General features: G+C 49.9%; 16 protein-coding genes. All 16 read left to right on the top strand.

Annotated features, from left to right (window positions below; translation table 11 throughout):
• The coding region (locus tag OEL90_RS13150; RefSeq protein WP_300689278.1) for a SpoIID/LytB domain-containing protein at nucleotides 1–1,411 on the top strand (1,411 nt) is incomplete at its 5' end.
• Nucleotides 1,412–1,490: 79 nt separating this feature from the next.
• Nucleotides 1,491–2,513 carry a tRNA preQ1(34) S-adenosylmethionine ribosyltransferase-isomerase QueA gene (gene queA, locus OEL90_RS13145; RefSeq protein WP_291404137.1) on the top strand — a complete coding sequence of 341 codons (1,023 nt, stop codon included), beginning with the start codon at nucleotides 1,491–1,493 and terminating at the stop codon, nucleotides 2,511–2,513.
• Nucleotides 2,514–2,538: 25 nt separating this feature from the next.
• Nucleotides 2,539–3,669, top strand: coding sequence for a tRNA guanosine(34) transglycosylase Tgt (gene tgt / locus OEL90_RS13140; protein ID WP_300689275.1), 1,131 nt, complete (start codon nucleotides 2,539–2,541; stop codon nucleotides 3,667–3,669).
• Between the two features lie 37 nt (nucleotides 3,670–3,706).
• Entirely contained in the window at nucleotides 3,707–3,976 is a 270-nt protein-coding gene (gene yajC, locus OEL90_RS13135) for a preprotein translocase subunit YajC (protein WP_291404133.1), read from the top strand.
• A 213-nt stretch (nucleotides 3,977–4,189) separates the two neighbouring features.
• The gene (gene scfA, locus OEL90_RS13130) at nucleotides 4,190–4,330 is read left to right on the top strand and encodes a six-cysteine ranthipeptide SCIFF (RefSeq protein WP_291404131.1); all 141 of its coding nucleotides are present in this window, start codon (nucleotides 4,190–4,192) and stop codon (nucleotides 4,328–4,330) included.
• Nucleotides 4,331–4,473: 143 nt separating this feature from the next.
• A complete protein-coding gene (gene scfB, locus OEL90_RS13125) occupies nucleotides 4,474–5,832 on the top strand; it encodes a thioether cross-link-forming SCIFF peptide maturase (RefSeq protein WP_300689270.1) in 1,359 nt (452 codons plus the stop codon).
• A complete protein-coding gene (locus tag OEL90_RS13120; protein ID WP_300689267.1) occupies nucleotides 5,829–6,362 on the top strand; it encodes a gamma carbonic anhydrase family protein in 534 nt (177 codons plus the stop codon). The genes scfB and OEL90_RS13120 overlap by 4 nt, the downstream gene beginning before the upstream one ends.
• Nucleotides 6,352–7,653, top strand: a complete 1,302-nt coding sequence (gene secD / locus OEL90_RS13115; RefSeq protein ID WP_291404125.1) for a protein translocase subunit SecD — start codon at nucleotides 6,352–6,354, stop codon at nucleotides 7,651–7,653. The genes OEL90_RS13120 and secD overlap by 11 nt, the downstream gene beginning before the upstream one ends.
• 11 nt (nucleotides 7,654–7,664) lie before the next feature.
• A complete protein-coding gene (gene secF, locus OEL90_RS13110) occupies nucleotides 7,665–8,552 on the top strand; it encodes a protein translocase subunit SecF (protein WP_291404123.1) in 888 nt (295 codons plus the stop codon).
• A gap of 239 nt (nucleotides 8,553–8,791) precedes the next feature.
• Complete coding sequence (locus OEL90_RS13105) at nucleotides 8,792–9,175, top strand: LapA family protein (RefSeq protein ID WP_291404121.1); 384 nt, start codon at nucleotides 8,792–8,794, stop codon at nucleotides 9,173–9,175.
• A gap of 153 nt (nucleotides 9,176–9,328) precedes the next feature.
• Nucleotides 9,329–11,578, top strand: coding sequence for a single-stranded-DNA-specific exonuclease RecJ (gene recJ, locus OEL90_RS13100; RefSeq protein ID WP_291404119.1), 2,250 nt, complete (start codon nucleotides 9,329–9,331; stop codon nucleotides 11,576–11,578).
• Between the two features lie 132 nt (nucleotides 11,579–11,710).
• Nucleotides 11,711–12,223 carry an adenine phosphoribosyltransferase gene (locus tag OEL90_RS13095; RefSeq protein WP_291404117.1) on the top strand — a complete coding sequence of 171 codons (513 nt, stop codon included), beginning with the start codon at nucleotides 11,711–11,713 and terminating at the stop codon, nucleotides 12,221–12,223.
• A gap of 182 nt (nucleotides 12,224–12,405) precedes the next feature.
• Entirely contained in the window at nucleotides 12,406–14,601 is a 2,196-nt protein-coding gene (locus OEL90_RS13090) for a RelA/SpoT family protein (protein ID WP_291404115.1), read from the top strand.
• A gap of 20 nt (nucleotides 14,602–14,621) precedes the next feature.
• Complete coding sequence (dtd, locus tag OEL90_RS13085) at nucleotides 14,622–15,071, top strand: D-aminoacyl-tRNA deacylase (RefSeq protein ID WP_291404113.1); 450 nt, start codon at nucleotides 14,622–14,624, stop codon at nucleotides 15,069–15,071.
• A gap of 207 nt (nucleotides 15,072–15,278) precedes the next feature.
• Entirely contained in the window at nucleotides 15,279–15,911 is a 633-nt protein-coding gene (locus tag OEL90_RS13080) for an MBL fold metallo-hydrolase (RefSeq protein WP_291404111.1), read from the top strand.
• Nucleotides 15,908–17,560, top strand: a complete 1,653-nt coding sequence (gene hemZ / locus OEL90_RS13075; RefSeq protein WP_291404109.1) for a coproporphyrinogen dehydrogenase HemZ — start codon at nucleotides 15,908–15,910, stop codon at nucleotides 17,558–17,560. Before OEL90_RS13080 ends, hemZ begins: the two co-directional genes overlap by 4 nt.
• Nucleotides 17,561–17,611: the final 51 nt, after the last annotated feature.

Below are 17,611 nucleotides of genomic sequence, written 5' to 3'. Positions count from 1 at the left end.
TACAAAGGCGGTTGGCGAGACCATCGGCACACCAGCCGGAAGTAGTGGTGCCTACTTTGGACCGTATCATCTGCAGGTGGGACCGGATTTTGGAACCTATCTTGAAATGCGGCAGTTTCTGGATCAGACTTCACTTCAGCTTCAAGACCTGTTCCCGGCCTATGATGACGGCTGGAAGGTCTATGTGGGCGCTTACCAGTCAGAGGCTGAGCGGATAGCAAAAAAAGCTGAAATTGAGTCGGTGCTGCCGCAAATTTCACTGATGCCTGCGCCAGTCAACGACAAAGCGATCATGATCGTCGACAATACCTCAATTTTTATGTATTATGATACGAGCGATACGGTCTTTGCGCTTTTACCACAGGCAGAAGGGGACCTGATCGGCTTCGAAAGCAGAAAATACCGCGGGGCCATTGGCGTGCAGAGGTTCGCAGACAGCGACCCAACCGTCATAAACTATATTGGGGTCGAACCATACTTATACGGCGTTCTGCCCCGTGAAATGTCGGGGGAATGGCCACTGGAAGCTTTGAAGGCTCAAGCGGTCGCAGCGCGCAATTACGCCTATGCTTCCTTGGGCAAGCACAGCAAATGGGGCTTTGACCTGTGTAATCTTCAGGACTGTCAGGTATACGGCGGAGCCAGTGTCGAGCGACCTCGCTCAAATGATGCGGTGGATGAGACCTGGGGTAAGCTTTTGGTTTACGACAACAAGCCCATCACTGCGTTTTTCCACTCCAACAGCGGTGGGCGCACAGAAAACTCTGAATATGTCTGGTCGGCGGTGACGCCTTATCTTAAGTCGGTGGAGGATCCATATTCTCTTGGCCAACCATCGGCAACCTGGTCTAAAACCTATACGACAGTGCAAATTGACGATATTTTAAAGAGCAAGAACATCAATATTGGTCCATTGATTGGGATTTACGTCACCAAGGTATCGCCGAACGGACGTGCGCTGGAAACAGTGTTTGTCGGGCGGGACGGAGATTACGTGGCATCTAAGGAAAAGGCGCGCTACATCCTGGGGACGTATGATATCCGCAGCTCCTGGTATACCATTGAAGGAGGCGGCAGTGCTGTGCCCGGCACGAGTGGGGAGCTGACGCTGGAATCTGCCGGAGGAAAGACTGCTGTACCTGTGGATCGCCTAGTCGTAGAAGGGGCAGGCGGGCAGGTGACGCTTGGGTCCTCTGAAATGACTTTGCTGTCAGCTTCGGGTGTGACGGCTTTTAAACCGACCAATACAGTGGTAACGTCTGGATCCGGCAGTGGCACTATTGTCTTCAAAGGTTATGGCTTTGGCCACGGCGTCGGCATGAGCCAGTGGGGCGCGAAAGCCATGGCGGATCTCGGCATGAGCTATGAGCAGATTCTGACTCATTACTATGTCAATACCAGAATTCAATAAGGATGCTAAGTCGCATTGATGACATTCATGGCTATGTATCTTAAAAACATTTCAATGATATAAGGAGCAACTTCAAAATATGAAAACCAGTGATTTTTATTTTGATTTACCTGAGGAACTGATCGCTCAAACACCGCTTAAAGACCGAGCCGCTTCTAGACTCCTCTTTATGGACAAAGGGACTGGCGCGCTTCGCCATGAGACCTTCAGGGATGTGCTGCATCATCTTCAGTCAGGAGATTGTCTGGTCATCAACGATACCCGGGTTCTGCCCGCCAGACTCTTTGGACGCAGGCGCTCAGGGGCTGCCGTGGAATTCCTTCTGCTTAAGCGTGTTGAAGGGGATCTCTGGCAAACGCTTGTCAAGCCCGGAAAAAAGGCGCGTCCCGGAGACGCCTTCGAATTTGGTGACGGCTCTTTGAGTGCAGTTATTGAAGACCTTTCTGAAGAAGGCACGCGCCTGGTGAGATTCCGGTACGAAGGGATTTTCGAGGAGGTTCTGGACAGGCTGGGCACTATGCCGCTGCCGCCGTACATTCGCGAAACCCTGGATGATGCGGAGCGCTATCAAACTGTCTATTCAAACAAATATGGGTCAGCCGCCGCGCCAACCGCAGGCCTCCATTTTGATGATGCCTTGCTCGATGCTATTGAGGCGAAGGGCGTAACCATCGCCCGCATCACGCTGCACGTGGGTCTGGGTACGTTTAGACCAGTCAAGGCTGAGTCAATCCACGAGCATGTTATGCATGCTGAATACTTTGAAATCAGCGAGGATGCTGCAGCTAAGATCCAGCGGACCAAAGCAGCAGGCGGACGGGTTATAGCCGTAGGCACAACCTCGGTCAGAACCCTCGAAAGTGCTGCGGGGCGCCATGAAACCCTTCAGGCGTGCTCAGGCTGGACGGATATTTTTATCTATCCCGGCTATACGTTTAAAGTGGTCGATGGTCTAATCACCAACTTTCATCTTCCTGAATCGACCCTCATAATGCTGGTCAGTGCTTTGGCTGGCAGAGAGCATGTCCTTGTCGCTTATGACGAGGCAGTTAAAGAGCGGTATAGATTTTTCAGCTTTGGCGACGCCATGCTGATTCTGTAAAGTTAGAAATTATTAGGAGGCAACCATGGCAATTCAATTCGAACTCATCAAAACCTGCAAACAGAGCGGTGCGCGCCTTGGCCGCCTGCATACGCCCCATGGCGTGATTGACACCCCAATCTTTATGCCCGTGGGCACTCAGGCCACGGTCAAGGCAATGACGCCTGAAGAACTTGAAGACATGGAAGCCCAGATTATTCTCTCCAACACCTATCACTTGTTTTTGAGACCGGGTCATGAATTGGTGGAAAAAGCAGGCGGCCTTCACAAGTTTATGAACTGGCATCATCCTATCCTGACGGACAGCGGCGGATTTCAGGTCTTCAGTCTGGGTGATCTCAGAAAAATTACTGAGGAAGGCGTAGAATTCAGGTCTCATCTGGATGGGGCAAAACACTTTCTCAGTCCGGAGCGCGCCATAGAAATTGAAAATGCCCTGGGTGCCGACATTATCATGGCTTTTGATGAATGTGCACCTTATCCCGCGGAGCGTGACTACGTCAAGAAATCCCTGGAGCGCACCTCCCGCTGGGCAGCACGCTGCAAGGAAGCCCACAAAAAGCCGGACCAGCAGGCGCTCTTTGGCATAGTCCAGGGCGGTATGTACCCGGATCTCAGAAAACAGAGCGCAGAGGAAATTACAGCGATTGGGTTCCCGGGTTACGCCATTGGCGGATTGTCCGTTGGTGAGCCCAAGCCTATGATGTATGAGATCCTTGAGCAAACGACACCCTATCTGCCGGAGGACAAGCCGCGCTATTTGATGGGTGTGGGAAGCCCTGATGATCTTCTCGAAGGTGTCCTGCGAGGGGTGGACATGTTTGACTGTGTTCTTCCGACACGGATTGCCCGAAATGGCACTGCTATGACCTCGGTGGGCAAAGTTGTCATTAAGAATGCCAAATACTTTGATGATTTTTCACCCCTTGATCCAAACTGCGGCTGTTATACTTGCCGCAACTACACCAAAGCTTATCTGAGACACCTGTATAAAGCGGATGAGATTCTTTCCTCAAGACTCATGACCTATCACAACTTGTTTTTCCTCATTGAACTCATGAAAAATGTCAGACAAGCCATAATGCATGACAGACTTCTTGATTTTAAGGATGAATTTTTTCTCAAATACGGTTATACTGTAGAAGAGAGCGAGTAAAATTGCATCAGACAGCAAAGAATAGGAGGCTTACACTATGGGCGGTACTTACGGAACTCTGCTTTACGTCGTCGTGTTTTTCCTGATTTTCTACTTCATGCTCATTCGTCCGCAACAAAAGAAAAACAAAGAGCTGAAGAGCATGCGGGATAACATTTCGGCGGGTGATGAAGTCGTGACCATCGGCGGCGTAGTTGGACAAGTCGTTTCAGTCATGGATGAGGATGTTGTTCTTCGCGTGCGACCTAGCGGCACAGAATTGACATTCAAGAAATGGGCAGTTGGCAGCATCGTCGTTCAGAAATAGACGACCTCCTGCAATTTGACCTTACCAGCGCGGTGGCATTCCAACGAGAATCCGCCGCCGCTTCAGGTAAGCACGTGATCAAGCAGACCTTTTGAATTCGCTGAAGCGGCTGTGACCTGGCCGCCTACGGCGATTCATCATCTTCGGTCTTTTTACTTGAAAAGGTTTATGCTATAATAGGCATGATTTAGTTCTATGAAGGGAGGTCATCTCATGAAGCACATTAAAACGCTGAACCAAGGTACGCTGAAGGAAAGCGCTTCTCACGGCGGCTGCGGCGAATGCCAGACATCCTGCCAGTCGGCCTGCAAAACGTCTTGTACTGTTGGCAATCAGGAGTGCGAGAAGAAATAAGACCTTCTACATAAGAAGGGCTCGGCGCTTATAGTGAGCTTCAAAGCGTCAGCACTGCAATATGACCGCATACCTACAGTCAGAGCAGCGAAAGCTGCTTTTTCTGTGTTTATGCTTAAAGTGAGAGCGGAGGCAAAAAAACAATGATTCATAAATACGAACAGGGCGGCATGCACATTGTTCTGGATGTCCACAGCGGCGCCATTCATGTAGTCGACCCAATGATTTATAGATTGCTGGACTTCTACCCAAATCCTGATCAGGAGGCTGCCGTGGCGGCTCTTTCTGGGGAGTTTGAGGAAGGTTCCGTCAGAGAAGGGCTGGGAGAAATGGATGCCCTCATCGAAATGGGGCAGTTATTCAGCCCAGACGACTATCTGGATTCGTCCGCGTTTAAAAAGCAGCCCATCATCAAGGCGCTGTGCCTGCATGTAGCCCATGACTGCAACATTCGGTGCAAGTACTGCTTTGCCTCCCAGGGAGATTTTCACGGTGAGCGACTGCTCATGCCGCTGGAAACGGGGAAACGTGCCTTTGATTTCCTGGTCGCCCATTCCGGAAACCGCCGCAACCTTGAAGTGGACTTTTTTGGCGGCGAGCCGCTTATGAACTTTGAGGTGGTCAAGGCGTTAGTGGCTTATGGCCGGTCCCTTGAAGCTGCAAACAATAAGCATTTCAGATTTACTATCACCACCAACGGTATTCTGCTGGATGATGACAAGATTGCCTATATTAATGAGCACATGGACAATGTGGTCCTGTCCATAGACGGAAGACCAGAGGTCAATGACTTTATGCGCCCCTCCATTAATGGCCAGGGCACCTATGACGTGATTTTGCCAAAATTCAAGAAACTGGTGGAGAGCCGTGGGGACAAGACTTATTATGTCCGGGGGACCTTCACGCATTTTAATACGGATTTCGCCAAAGACGTCGTGCACCTGGCTGACCAAGGCTTTACGCTGACTTCCGTAGAACCCGTCGTGTCGGAACCTCATCATGACTATACGCTGACCTCTGAGGACATGAAAACAGTCTTTGAGCAGTATGAATCTCTGGCGGAGACGCTGATTGAACGTTCTGGCACGGACCGAGATTTTAAGTTCTTCCATTTCATGATTGACTTTAACCAGGGCCCTTGTGTCATCAAGCGGGTTTCCGGGTGCGGCGCCGGAAGCGAATATATCGCGGTGACCCCGGAGGGTGATATTTATCCGTGTCACCAATTTGTTGGCAATACGGATTTTGTCATGGGCAATGTGGATCAGGGAACTTTTGAAACGCGTTTGGCCGATGATTTCTCTAAGGTCCACGTCTACGAGAAGCAGGCGTGCCGTTCGTGCTGGGCGAAGTTTTACTGCAGCGGCGGCTGTCATGCCAACGCCTACAACTTCAACCATGACATCCGTGTGCCTTATGAAATAGGCTGCGACATGGAGAAAAAGCGCATTGAGTGCGCAATATACATTAAGGCCAAAGAAATGTCGGAGGCGAGCTTATGATCAGAAGATTCAAGAATATCCTTCCGCAGGTCAACAAAAGCGCCTGGGTTGCTAAAACTGCGGATGTCATTGGGCAGGTTTTCATTGCTGAGGATGCCAGTGTCTGGTTTGGCGCGGCGCTTCGAGGGGACATGAATGAGATCCGCATTGGGGCGAGGTCCAACATCCAGGATAATGCGGTACTGCACGTGGATGCTCACAATCCCTGTATTCTGGGGGAGGACGTCACTGTGGGCCATGGCGCGATTGTGCATGGTGCGATCATCGGCAGCCGCGTTCTGGTGGGCATGGGCGCTATAGTGCTTGACGGTGCAATTGTCGAGGACGACGTCATTATTGGCGCCGGCGCGCTGGTACCGCCCGGGAAACGCATAACTTCAGGCTCGCTGGTTATTGGCAGTCCGGGGCGGGTGTCGCGGCAGCTGGACGACAGGGAATTGGCGCATCTGAAGCAGTCCGCCCGGACTTATGTTGAATTTTCGAAGGAATACGCCAAGATGGATCAGGAGGAGACCGAGGATGAAGCCTAGTACTCAGAAAGTCGCATTTTTTACGATCCTTTTGTTAATAGCGATCACGATTTTCAGTGCGGTGAACGGACTGAAGCTTGGACCGCTTGAACTGAAGTCTGTTCAGGACAGCATTAAGCTGGGTCTGGATATTGAAGGCGGCGTAGCAATTGTTTATGAAGCGAAGACGGATTTGACCGGAAATGAGCTGACAGCTGCGATCGATCAGTCTATTGGGATTCTGTCCAAGCGGGTGGACTCAATTGGATTGACCGAACCCAAAATTTCACGTCAGGGAGAGGATCAGATTCGCATTGAGCTGCCTGGTGTGACAGATGCTACTGCGGCCATTGAATCTATCGGAAAAACCGCGAAGCTTGAATTTGTTCTGGTAGACAAGGCCTCTTTTGCCCAGGAGGGCATGAAAGACGTGGACTTCGTCCATACGCCGATTCTGGGCGGTGCCCAGGTGAAGGACTCCATGGTATCAATGGATGAATACAACAATCCGGCTGTAGGACTGGTGTTCGATTCCGAGGGCACTAAACTGTTCCGCGAAGCGACAGCGGTCGCGAAGGATTTTGACCCTGTCAATGGCGGACAGATCGCGATTTTGCTCGACAATGAGGTCATCTCCGCCCCATATACGCGGGTGGAAATTATTGACGGCAATGCTATCATTTCCGGCAATTTTACCTTTGAGGATGCCAGCATGCTGGCGTCGCTGATTCGCGGTGGTGCGCTGCCTATTGAGCTGGAAGAAGTGCGGACGTCAATTATTGGAGCGACCTTAGGTATAGGGGCTTTGAATTCAGGGGTGACAGCCGCGGCGATTGGCTTTAGCATTGTGGTGCTGTTTATGATTGGGTATTACAGATATCCGGGTATCGTCGCCAGTATTGCGCTGGCTTTGTATGCAAGTCTGGTGCTTTTCATCCTGGTCGGGCTTAAAGCGACGCTGACGCTGCCGGGCATTGCGGGTATTGTTTTGTCTGTAGGTATGGCGGTGGACGCGAATGTCATCATTTTTGAGCGGATCAAGGAAGAAGTTAAAAATGGAAAGTCCCTTCGGGCAGCCATCAATTCCGGCTTTCATAGGGCGATGCATACCATCGTGGACTCAAATGTCACGACTTTCATAGCCGCGATCATATTGTACTATTTTGGCTCGGGGCCGGTGCAGGGTTTCGCCGTGACGCTGATGATAGGTATTGCCACAAGCATGTTTACTGCAATAGTTGTCACACGGATTTTGATCCGGTCGTCACTGTCGTTTAAGTTTGCCAACAATGTCAAATTGTATGGTCTATAGGAGGTGACGGCATGAAACTTGAATTTGATTTTAGAATTGTTGAGAGAATTCGGCTTTGGCTGCTGATTTCCCTGGCTGTTATGGTATTGGGCGGTGTGTTTGCTGTCGCCAGAGGACTCAATTTTGGCCTCGACTTTACGGGCGGGACTATGATGCAGATCCATTTGGGAGAGACGGTGGAGACTCAGGAAGTCAGGGACCTTCTGGCACCGTTTGAACTCAATGAGGAGATCCTCAGCGCTGGAAGTGAAAGGGATGAGGTCATCATCCGCACCAAGGTTTCCCTCAGTAATGAAGAACGAAAGGCGATCTTTGAAGTACTGGGTCAGCGGTATGATCTACAAGACGAGGACCTGATTGCGGCTGAGCAGTTCGGGCCGAGCTTTGGTGCAGACACTCGCAACAACGCGATTTTGGCGATTCTGCTAGCCGGTGCCGGGATGTTGATTTATGTGACGCTGCGATTTGAATTTGTGTATGGTGCAGCGTCTATTATAGCTTTGCTTCATGACGTGTTGATTTTGCTGTCAATTTACGCTATTTTCAGGATTCCGGTGAATAGCTCCTTTATTGCTGCCGTCCTGACCATTGTGGGTTATTCCATCAACGATACTATAGTTGTTTTTGACAGGGTGCGCGAAAATGTTAAGCTGATGAAAAAGACAACACATGCCAAGATCGCCAACGAAAGCATTCGCCAGACCCTGTCGAGGACTATCAATACCTCATTGACAACGGTGATGGTCATTGGATCGCTTTATGTGCTGGGGGTTGCGTCAATTAAGGACTTTGCTCTTCCGTTGATGCTGGGGATCATGGTTGGAACGTATTCCTCCATTTTTATAGCCAGTCCAATTTGGGCGAAATGGAAGGATAGCACTGTGGGGAAGAACGAATAATATAGCTGCTATGTGGGGAAGGCGCGGCTCAGGTAAGGTCAGAAAATTGACCTGGTCTGACGGTCTTCCCTTTTTATTGGAGAGAAAGTGGACTTGTGCGGATGTTTTTTCAAATTAGATGGAAATTGCTGTCGTGATTGGTTGGAATGAAGGTATAATAGGATTAACAAGGTATCCGTCAATCTGCTGCCGGAAGATGATGGCGGGTGGCTAATGATGAAATTTGAGGAGGAACCAATATGCAGTCAACCTTTATTGTCGCACTGATCTTCGCAGTCCTGGTGGCCATTTTTGCTCTATTAAACGGTGATGTGGTGACCATCAATCTACTCTTCAAGAAGTTCGAAATTTCTCAAGCCCTCGTCATTTTAATTGCAGCGATCCTTGGCGCCATCTCTGTCTACATGATGAACCTGGTCAACAAAGTTAAGGGCTCATTGAAAACGAAGGATTTGACAAAAAAATTAAAGCAGAGTGAAATGGAAATTACTGCCCTCAAGGAGAGGATAGCGATGTTTGAAGAGGAAGCCTCCGCTGCAGCTGAGGAACAGGCGGTTCCCGCGGAACCGGCTCAAACTCCGGCAGCAGCGCCTGTCGAATCAGAAGGCGTCGAAAGACTTTAGATGTGACTGCGGGGGTCAGACCTGCATGGTTTTGAGACAGACGGGGTCAGACCTGCATAACTTTGAGACAGACGGGGTCAGACCTGCATAACTTCGAGAAAGACGGGGTCAGACCTGCAGTAATCGAAAATTTATTTAAAAAGGAACGATGGAATGCTTTCAAATAAGACCCGCTGGGTTTCGAAAAAGAATGAAATGTCATCTGAGGATCTGATTGACTTAGACATTTTAACAGACAGCCTGCTGAGCGCTCGCGGGGTTGATCTTACCGACAAGGATACCTTCTTGAATCCAAGATTGGAAGACTTGGCGCTTCCGGATAGTATGCTAGGTCTGACCCCGGCTGTTCATCGGATAAAAAAAGCGGTGGCGGCGGGGGAGAAGATCGTCGTTTACGGGGATTATGATGTGGACGGCATGACGAGTATATCCATTCTTGTGAGGGCCTTCAGGCACTTGCAGGTACCTGTGCGCTACTATATACCGGACCGGCATGACGAAGGCTACGGACTGAACGCCGAAGCTATAAAGTCTTTGATTGCGGATGGTGCAAGGGTCATCATAACAGTAGACTGCGGCATTACCTCTACAGTGGAGGCAGAGATTTGCAAGGAGAGCGGCGTGGACTTGATCATCACAGATCACCACGAACCTCATGCCATTCTTCCAGACGCCTTTGCCATCCTTAATCCCAAGCAGCCTGGCTGCCCATACCCTTATAAACATTTGGCGGGCGCCGGAATTGCACTCCGAATAGCTGAAGCCCTGCTGGAAGACAAATTTGCAGATATTAGGACGGAACTTCTGGAGATTTCTGCTTTTGGAACGGTTGCGGATGTCGCGCCACTGCTCGGTGAAAATCGAATCATTGTCCATCACGGGCTGTCAACCATGTCCGAAACCAGTCAGATCGGCATGAGAGCCCTCATGGAAGCGACAGACATGACAGGAAAGAAAATCACCGCCGGACACATTGGATTCATTTTGGGACCAAAGCTGAATGCAGCAGGTCGAATCGCAGATCCAATGCTCGGCGTGAAGCTTCTGGTGACGGATGACCCCCTTGAAGCCGCCGAAATTGCCAAGCAGCTGGTCGAAATGAATGAGCAGCGTCAAGAGATTGAGCGCGAGATCGTGGAAGCGGCCATCACTCAGGTGGAGCTTAAACGCGATCCAAATCAACCAGACCTACAACTGCCGCCTTTCCTGATCGTAAGCGGCGAAGGCTGGCACGGGGGTGTCATTGGCATTGTGGCGTCGAGGATCGTGGAACGGTATCACAGGCCAGTCGTCGTCTTTGGCGTTGAAAACGGGATCGCTAAGGGAAGCGGCCGCAGCATCGAGGGCTTTAACCTGTTCGAGGCGTTACAAAGCGTCTCGGATCTTTTTTCCAAGTTTGGCGGCCACGAGCAGGCTGCCGGCATGACGCTGGAAGCAGCCCAGCTACCAGAACTGGAAAAGCGGCTGATCTCATACGCCTCTGAGCACCTGACCGCTGAGGACTTCAAGCCCCTTTACCGCGTCGAGGCGACGCTGAACAAGGAAGCTATCCGATTCGAGCTGACAGACCTGCTTAAAAAGCTCGAGCCCTTTGGCGTGGGTAATCCAAAGCCCTTGTTCCGGGTCAACGACCTCATCACCGAGAAAGTCATGACAATAGGACGGGTCAAGACTTATCTTAAAGTGCTGGCTTCCGATGGTCTTCGCAACTTCGACCTGGTCAACTTCCGCAATTCGGAGATCTTCGAACCGTTAAAGACCAAAATGCGCTTCGACGCCCTGGTTACTGTAGAGGAAAACGAATTCAGAGGGGTCAAGTCGATCCAGTTTGACACTCGGGATATTCGCATTCACGAGCCGTCCCTCCATTTTGATGAGGCGGATCTGGAATTCTTTAATAGAACGAAAGCAGAAGCCATCATTCACCAGGCATATCAGTTTCAACAAGTGTCCTCATCCATTAAAACGGAAGTCGAAAGCCCAATCCGTTTCGAACCTGAAACGTTCGTAGCATACTCTCTGCAGGGGTGGCTGTCGTTCTATCATCGCTGGATGGATCGCGGCGGTCAGGCATCACCTGAAAAAGCGCTTATCCTTTGTCCCGCGACACATCATAAGGGCGCCGTTTGTCTGGATCCACCAGGTTACGATCTTAAAAAAGAAGCCGCTGCTGTGGTACCCAACCGGGACAAATTGAAAAGTCTGTACCTTTCGATCCGAAACGGGGAATCGCTCATCAAGCCATTTAATCTTGAAACGCTTCTGGCGCTGAGGATTCTGGAATCTGCCGGTTTAATTGAAGGTGAAGGTGTTGGCAAATATAAAATTCGTCCGGTTGCATCAAAGATTGATTTGACTGCATCGCCTTTATTTTCTGCTTTGACGGAATGGACCAGAGGCTGAAAAAAGTAAATGATGAGATATGGAGCAAGAACTCAATGACAGCCCACAAAGACTGTATACAAAGACTTTGACATTTGTCGAAATTTTGATAAACTAATATAGTCTAATTTAAAGTTTCTCAGGAGGATTCTCATGGACCTGAAAGGCAAGATCAGAGAAATTCAGGATTTCCCAAAAGAAGGCATCAGTTTTAAAGATGTCACGACGCTGCTTGCAGATGGAGAAGCTTACGCTTATGCCATTGACAAAATGCTGGCATCAGTACAGGATGTGGAATTTGACGTCGTGCTCGGACCTGAGGCCCGGGGCTTTCTGATTGGCGCACCAATTGCCTACGCTGCGAAGAAAGCGTTCGTCCCCGTTAGAAAACCGGGGAAGCTGCCTTATGAAACTTACCGATTTGAGTACGATTTGGAATACGGCACGGACATCCTTGAAATTCACAAGGATGCCATCAAACCCGGAGCCCGGGTGCTGATTGCGGACGATTTGCTGGCAACCGGCGGCACAGTGGAATCCATCATTCGGATGGTTGGGGAGTTCGGCGCTGAAGTGGTGGGTTGTGTTTTCCTCATTGAGCTCACGTTCCTTAATGGGCGGGAAAAGCTTGGCGAGTGCCGGACGGAATCCCTGGTGCACTATTAATTCAAGAGATTTCGAATCTCAGGGTTTCAACATGTCGGTTGCCCCTGAAGCCCGCAGGAGTTTATTTCTAGCGGGCCTTTTTCGAAAGCGGAGATGGGGGTTTAGTGACCATCGGCTAAAAAAATCTTTTAAATAAAGTTGGATGACAGTGTTAGCATGTCACAGAAGGTGTGGTGAACGAGATGAACCTGGAAAGTTTTATTATGAAGCTGGAACAATTTAATCCTTACCTGAATATGGACCGTATTATCAAGGCGTATCAGTTTGGGGAGTCCGCCCACAGCGGACAGTTAAGGAAGTCGGGGGAATCTTATTTTACGCACCCGGTGCAGGTATCACTGATTCTGGCGGAGCTGGAACTCGATGAGGATACTGTGATCGCGGGGCTGCTTCATGATGTCATTGAGGATACGCGTTATACCTTTGGGGAACTTGAGAAGGAGTTTGGCCGTCAGGTGGCGTTGCTGGTGGACGGGGTGACGAAGCTCGGTCAAATTCAGTATGAAACGAAGGAAGAGGCCCAGGCGGAGAATCTCAGGAAGATGTTTCTGGCCATGGCCAAGGACATTCGGGTTATTCTGATTAAGCTTGCGGACCGGCTGCACAACATGCGAACACTCAAATACATGACGGACTCAAAGAAGCGTGAGAAGGCTCAGGAGACCCTGGAGATTTACGCGCCTATTGCGCACCGGCTGGGTATTTCGCGGTTGAAATGGGAGCTTGAGGACCTCAGCTTTTTGTATTTGGATCCGGAAGGGTATTACGATCTGGTGACGAAGGTCAACCGCAAGCGGGAAGAGCGTGAAAGCTACATCAACAGCGTCATCAAGGATATCCGCGAATCGCTGAAGGAAGTTCAGATTGAGTGTGAGATCGTCGGGAGACCGAAGAATTTTTATAGCATTTATAAAAAAATGATTTATCAAAACAAGAATTTCGAAGAGATCTATGATCTGACAGCGATCCGGGTTCTGGTGGATTCCATCAAGGACTGCTATGGCGTGCTGGGGATCGTGCACAATCTTTGGAAACCTATTCCGGGTCGATTCAAAGATTATATAGCTATGCCGAAGCCCAATATGTACCAGTCGCTGCATACGACCGTTATAGGCTCTCAAGGTGAGCCGTTTGAAATTCAGATTCGGACTATTGAGATGCATAGAATTGCTGAGTTTGGTATTGCGGCCCACTGGAAATACAAAGAGGGTCTTGAGAATACGAGTCAGGATGACATGGAAAAGCGTCTCGCCTGGCTGCGTCAAATGATGGAATGGCAGCGGGATTTGAATGATCCGCGGGAGTTCATGGAATCCCTGAAAATTGACCTGTTTACGAATCAAGTATTTGTATTCACTCCGAATGGCGAAGTTATTGAGCTTCCGGTGGGCTCTACCCCGGTGGATTTTGCCTACAAGATTCACTCCGCGGTGGGCAACAAGTGCGTGGGCGCGAAGGTCAGCGGGCGGATTGTGCCGCTGAATTATAAGCTCGCGAACGGGCAGATTATTGAAATTCTGACGTCCAACGCTTCACAGGGGCCAAGCCGGGACTGGTTGAAATTCGTGGTGAGTACGCAGGCCAAGAATAAGATCAAACAGTGGTTCAAAAAAGAGCGACGCGAGGAAAATGTTGACAAGGGACGCGAGATGTTTGAGCGTGAAGTGAAGCGCAACGGGCTTCAAGTTAAAGAGCTCATGAAAGATGAGTGGCTGGAGCCAATTTTGTCTCGTCTAAGCTTGCATTCGGTGGAAGATATGTACGCGGCGCTGGGCTATGGCGGGATCATGCTGAATCAGATTGTGCCGAAGCTTCGCGAAAAATATAAGGCGACGGTGAAAAAGCCGTTGCTGCCAAGCGATATTCCGGCTGGGGGGCACGTTTCCAGCGAGATTCATGAGGGTAAGGAGCGGAAGACGAAACCATCGGCAAATGGTATTATCCTTGAAGGCTATGACGATATTCTGGTTCGGTTCGCGAAGTGCTGCAGCCCGGTGCCGGGGGATGACATTATTGGGTATATCACGCGGGGCCGTGGTGTGACGATTCACCGCAAGGACTGCACCAATTTCGAAAAGACGGAGGATGCGACCAGCCGGTTTATTGAGGTGTCCTGGGACAACCGCGGGAAACAGGCGGCGTATTCGTCTGAGATTCAGATTATTGCGCCGGACCGAAAAGGGCTCCTCGGGGAGATTACCGTGCTGATTTCGGAGTTCAACCTGACGGTGACGGGGGTTAACGCGAAGCTGACGAAAAACAATATGGCGATTATTAACCTGACGGTGGAGATCAATGATTCGGAGCAGCTGGTGAAGCTGATCAAGAAGATCCAGAATATGCCGGAGATCATTGAGGTCAAGCGGGTAACGTCTTAGATGGATTATGGAGGTTTGTGATGCGCGCAGTGATTCAGCGCGTCAGGCGGTCGTCGGTTACTGTGGATGAGCGGGTGACCGGAGAGATTGGTCACGGCCTGATGGTGCTTTTAGGTGTTGAGGAAAAAGATACGGATAAGGATCTCGACTACATGGTGGACAAGATTCCTAATCTTCGGATTTTTGAGGACGCGGATGGGAAGATGAATTTGTCGCTGCTTGATGTGAGCGGGGAGCTTTTGGTGGTGTCGCAGTTCACTTTGCTGGGGGACGCGCGCAAGGGGCGTCGGCCGGGTTTTACGGATGCGGCGAGGCCGGAGATGGCAAATGCCATGTATGAGACCTTGGTGTCGCGCATTGCGGCGCTGGGGGTCAAAGTGGAAACCGGGCAGTTTCAAGCGCATATGATGGTGGATATCCTGAATGATGGGCCTGTGACTATCTTGCTGGACAGTCATAAGCTGTTTTAGGGCGGATTGGTTTGCTTTGGTTTGATTTTGTCGAAATTTGTTGTTTGGATAGGTTGTTTTTTGTTTGAAAAATGATGCCCTGAGCCGACATTAGGGTATAGAAGTTGTGAGGCTGCACGAGTTGATGGACTTGGTGCAAGAAAAAGATTATAAGCGCCTTTAGGCGCTTATTTTATGTGATTTTAAGCGGATAGGGAGTGTTTTGTTGTGAAAATCGAGAGAATTCCAGCGGGTGTGTATGCTGCCAATTGCTATATAATCTCGTCAGAAACGACGGGAAAAGGAGTTGTTGTTGATCCGGGCGGCAGCGTCGATAAAATTTCACGTTATTTGGAAGAGAATAGCATTGAACCGGTTTATATTTTGCTGACCCATGCCCACGGGGATCACATAATGGGAGTGCCTGAGCTTAAACAATATTATCCTTTGAAGGTTGGCGTGCATAAGGGCGATCTTGAAATGCTGGCTAATGCTTCCATTAATCTGTCGAGCCAGATGACGGGTCCGACAGTGGGGATTGAGCCGGATTTTACTTTTGAAGATGGTGATTTTTTGACGGTGGGGGATCTGAAGGTTGAGGTGATTCATACGCCGGGGCATTCCAAGGGTGGCGTGTGCTTCGTGGTTGAGAATTTCTTGATCACTGGGGATACCCTATTTGCAGGGTCAATTGGACGTACGGATTTGACTGGCGGCGATTATGACACTTTGATTGACTCGATTGCAAAAAAATTGCTGACGCGGTCTGATGATCTGGTGGTACTGCCTGGTCACGGGCCTGCGAGTACGATAAGCAAAGAGCGTTTTGGCAACCCATTTTTAAGGGGGCGCTGGACTTGATCCGGATTTCTGTATATTTTGAGGGCTTTGACGGGTTTGAGACAAACTTTGATCGTAACAGCTGCCTACAAGACCTGCGCGTGCTCGCAGGTCTCTTTGTTTGGGGGGCGGAGGTTGAAGAAGAAATGGACAGGCGGGGTCAGACCTGCGAGGATGAAGAAGTGACGAACAGACGGGGTCAGACCTGCAATGGTGACAGACGGGGTGGTGACAGACGGGGTCAGACCTGCATGGATGTTTTGAAGGACAGACGGGGTCAGACCTGCATATTTGTTTGTTTTAAGAGGGATGCGGATGGGATTGAGGCGTGTTTTGATGGGGAAGGTGAGGGTGCTGAGGATTATTCCGCAGTTCGCTTGAAATTTTCTGAGCTAATCGACTTTATTGGCAAGAATCCCATAAAAAACATGGTCAAGCTTGCGTTCTTTGACTTGATGAAGCAAAGGTATGAGGCAAAAACCGGGTGGGGGATTTTAACGGGGATCAGACCTGTTAAAATTGTGCATGATTTAATTGATTCCGGGGTTGAAGATACGATTCATATTCGCGATTACTTGAAAAAACATTATAGGGTTTCGGATGAGAAAATCCAACTGGCTATGAAGGTGGCCAGTCATGAAGTTGATATTTTAGAACAGGATCACGAAAGGATGTCTCTTTATTTATGCATCCCATTCTGTGTGTCTAGGTGCTTGTATTGCAGTTTTCCTTCCAATCCACTGAAGCAAAAGGGTCATTTGGTACCGGCGTATTTGGAGGCGATGGTGGGGGAAATTGTGACCATCGGCAAATTTCTTTTAGAGCATGGGTATGTGGTGGACTGCGTTTATATTGGAGGCGGGACACCTACGAGCCTAAATGAGACGGAATTTGAGAGCTTGCTCGACGCGGTGGACAGGCACCTGGTAAAGCCATTGAGCTTTGTAGCCGGTGGGCTGCGGGAATATACGGTGGAGGCTGGGCGGCCGGATACGATTACGGAGAAGAAACTGCGGGATATGAAGCGGTACGGGGTCAGCCGGGTGTGCATCAATCCACAGACTATGACGGATGCGACGTTGAGGCGGATCGGGCGGGACCACGATTCATCAGCAATTATTGAGGCGTTTAAGCTGGCGCGTGGGTTTGGATTTGATGTGATCAACGCGGATCTGATCGTGGGACTGCCTGGAGAGACGATTGAGGACGTCGCGCATACGGCGGAGGTGATTCGGTCACTTAAGCCTGAGAACATTACGGTGCACACGCTTGCGGTCAAGCGGGCGTCGAGGCTGAATGAGGATCGGGGGGCGTATGAACAGGGGCTTGCGGCTTCTGCCTTTGAGGTTGATCAGATGTATGAGACTGCGCTGGGGACATTTGCTGAGGCTGGGTATGAGCCTTATTATCTTTACCGTCAGAAGAATATGGTGGGGAATTTGGAGAACGTAGGTCTGACCCTGCCTGATCATAAATGTCTGTATAATATCAGGATGATGGGGGATCGGCATTCCATTGTCGCGATTGGTGCTGGGTCGGTCTCAAAGCTGGCGTCGGATCTTGACGGCAGTGTCGAGCGGTTGGCAAATGCTAAAGGTGTTGAGGATTATATTGGGCGGATTGATGCCTTAATTGAGCAAAAAATTGAGTGGTTGACACGTCTTAGGTGATTCTCTATAATAGATATAACTAAATATTCAAGACTACGGATAAGAGTAACT

It is taken from the genome of Acidaminobacter sp. (genome assembly GCF_030247605.1).
Lineage (GTDB): Bacteria > Bacillota > Clostridia > Peptostreptococcales > Acidaminobacteraceae > Acidaminobacter.
This window is presented reverse-complemented; position numbering and strand designations above follow the sequence as displayed.

What these genes read in the sequence shown, in the direction of transcription:
- yajC (WP_291404133.1), top strand. Translation starts at nt 3,707, where the DNA reads ATGGGCGGTACTTACGGAACTCTGCTTTACGTCGTCGTGTTTTTCCTG.
- secF (WP_291404123.1), top strand. Translation starts at nt 7,665, where the DNA reads ATGAAACTTGAATTTGATTTTAGAATTGTTGAGAGAATTCGGCTTTGG.
- OEL90_RS13120 (WP_300689267.1), top strand. Translation starts at nt 5,829, where the DNA reads ATGATCAGAAGATTCAAGAATATCCTTCCGCAGGTCAACAAAAGCGCC.
- OEL90_RS13090 (WP_291404115.1), top strand. Translation starts at nt 12,406, where the DNA reads ATGAACCTGGAAAGTTTTATTATGAAGCTGGAACAATTTAATCCTTAC.
- scfB (WP_300689270.1), top strand. Translation starts at nt 4,474, where the DNA reads ATGATTCATAAATACGAACAGGGCGGCATGCACATTGTTCTGGATGTC.
- tgt (WP_300689275.1), top strand. Translation starts at nt 2,539, where the DNA reads ATGGCAATTCAATTCGAACTCATCAAAACCTGCAAACAGAGCGGTGCG.
- OEL90_RS13095 (WP_291404117.1), top strand. Translation starts at nt 11,711, where the DNA reads ATGGACCTGAAAGGCAAGATCAGAGAAATTCAGGATTTCCCAAAAGAA.
- queA (WP_291404137.1), top strand. Translation starts at nt 1,491, where the DNA reads ATGAAAACCAGTGATTTTTATTTTGATTTACCTGAGGAACTGATCGCT.
- OEL90_RS13105 (WP_291404121.1), top strand. Translation starts at nt 8,792, where the DNA reads ATGCAGTCAACCTTTATTGTCGCACTGATCTTCGCAGTCCTGGTGGCC.
- secD (WP_291404125.1), top strand. Translation starts at nt 6,352, where the DNA reads ATGAAGCCTAGTACTCAGAAAGTCGCATTTTTTACGATCCTTTTGTTA.
- scfA (WP_291404131.1), top strand. Translation starts at nt 4,190, where the DNA reads ATGAAGCACATTAAAACGCTGAACCAAGGTACGCTGAAGGAAAGCGCT.
- recJ (WP_291404119.1), top strand. Translation starts at nt 9,329, where the DNA reads ATGCTTTCAAATAAGACCCGCTGGGTTTCGAAAAAGAATGAAATGTCA.
- dtd (WP_291404113.1), top strand. Translation starts at nt 14,622, where the DNA reads ATGCGCGCAGTGATTCAGCGCGTCAGGCGGTCGTCGGTTACTGTGGAT.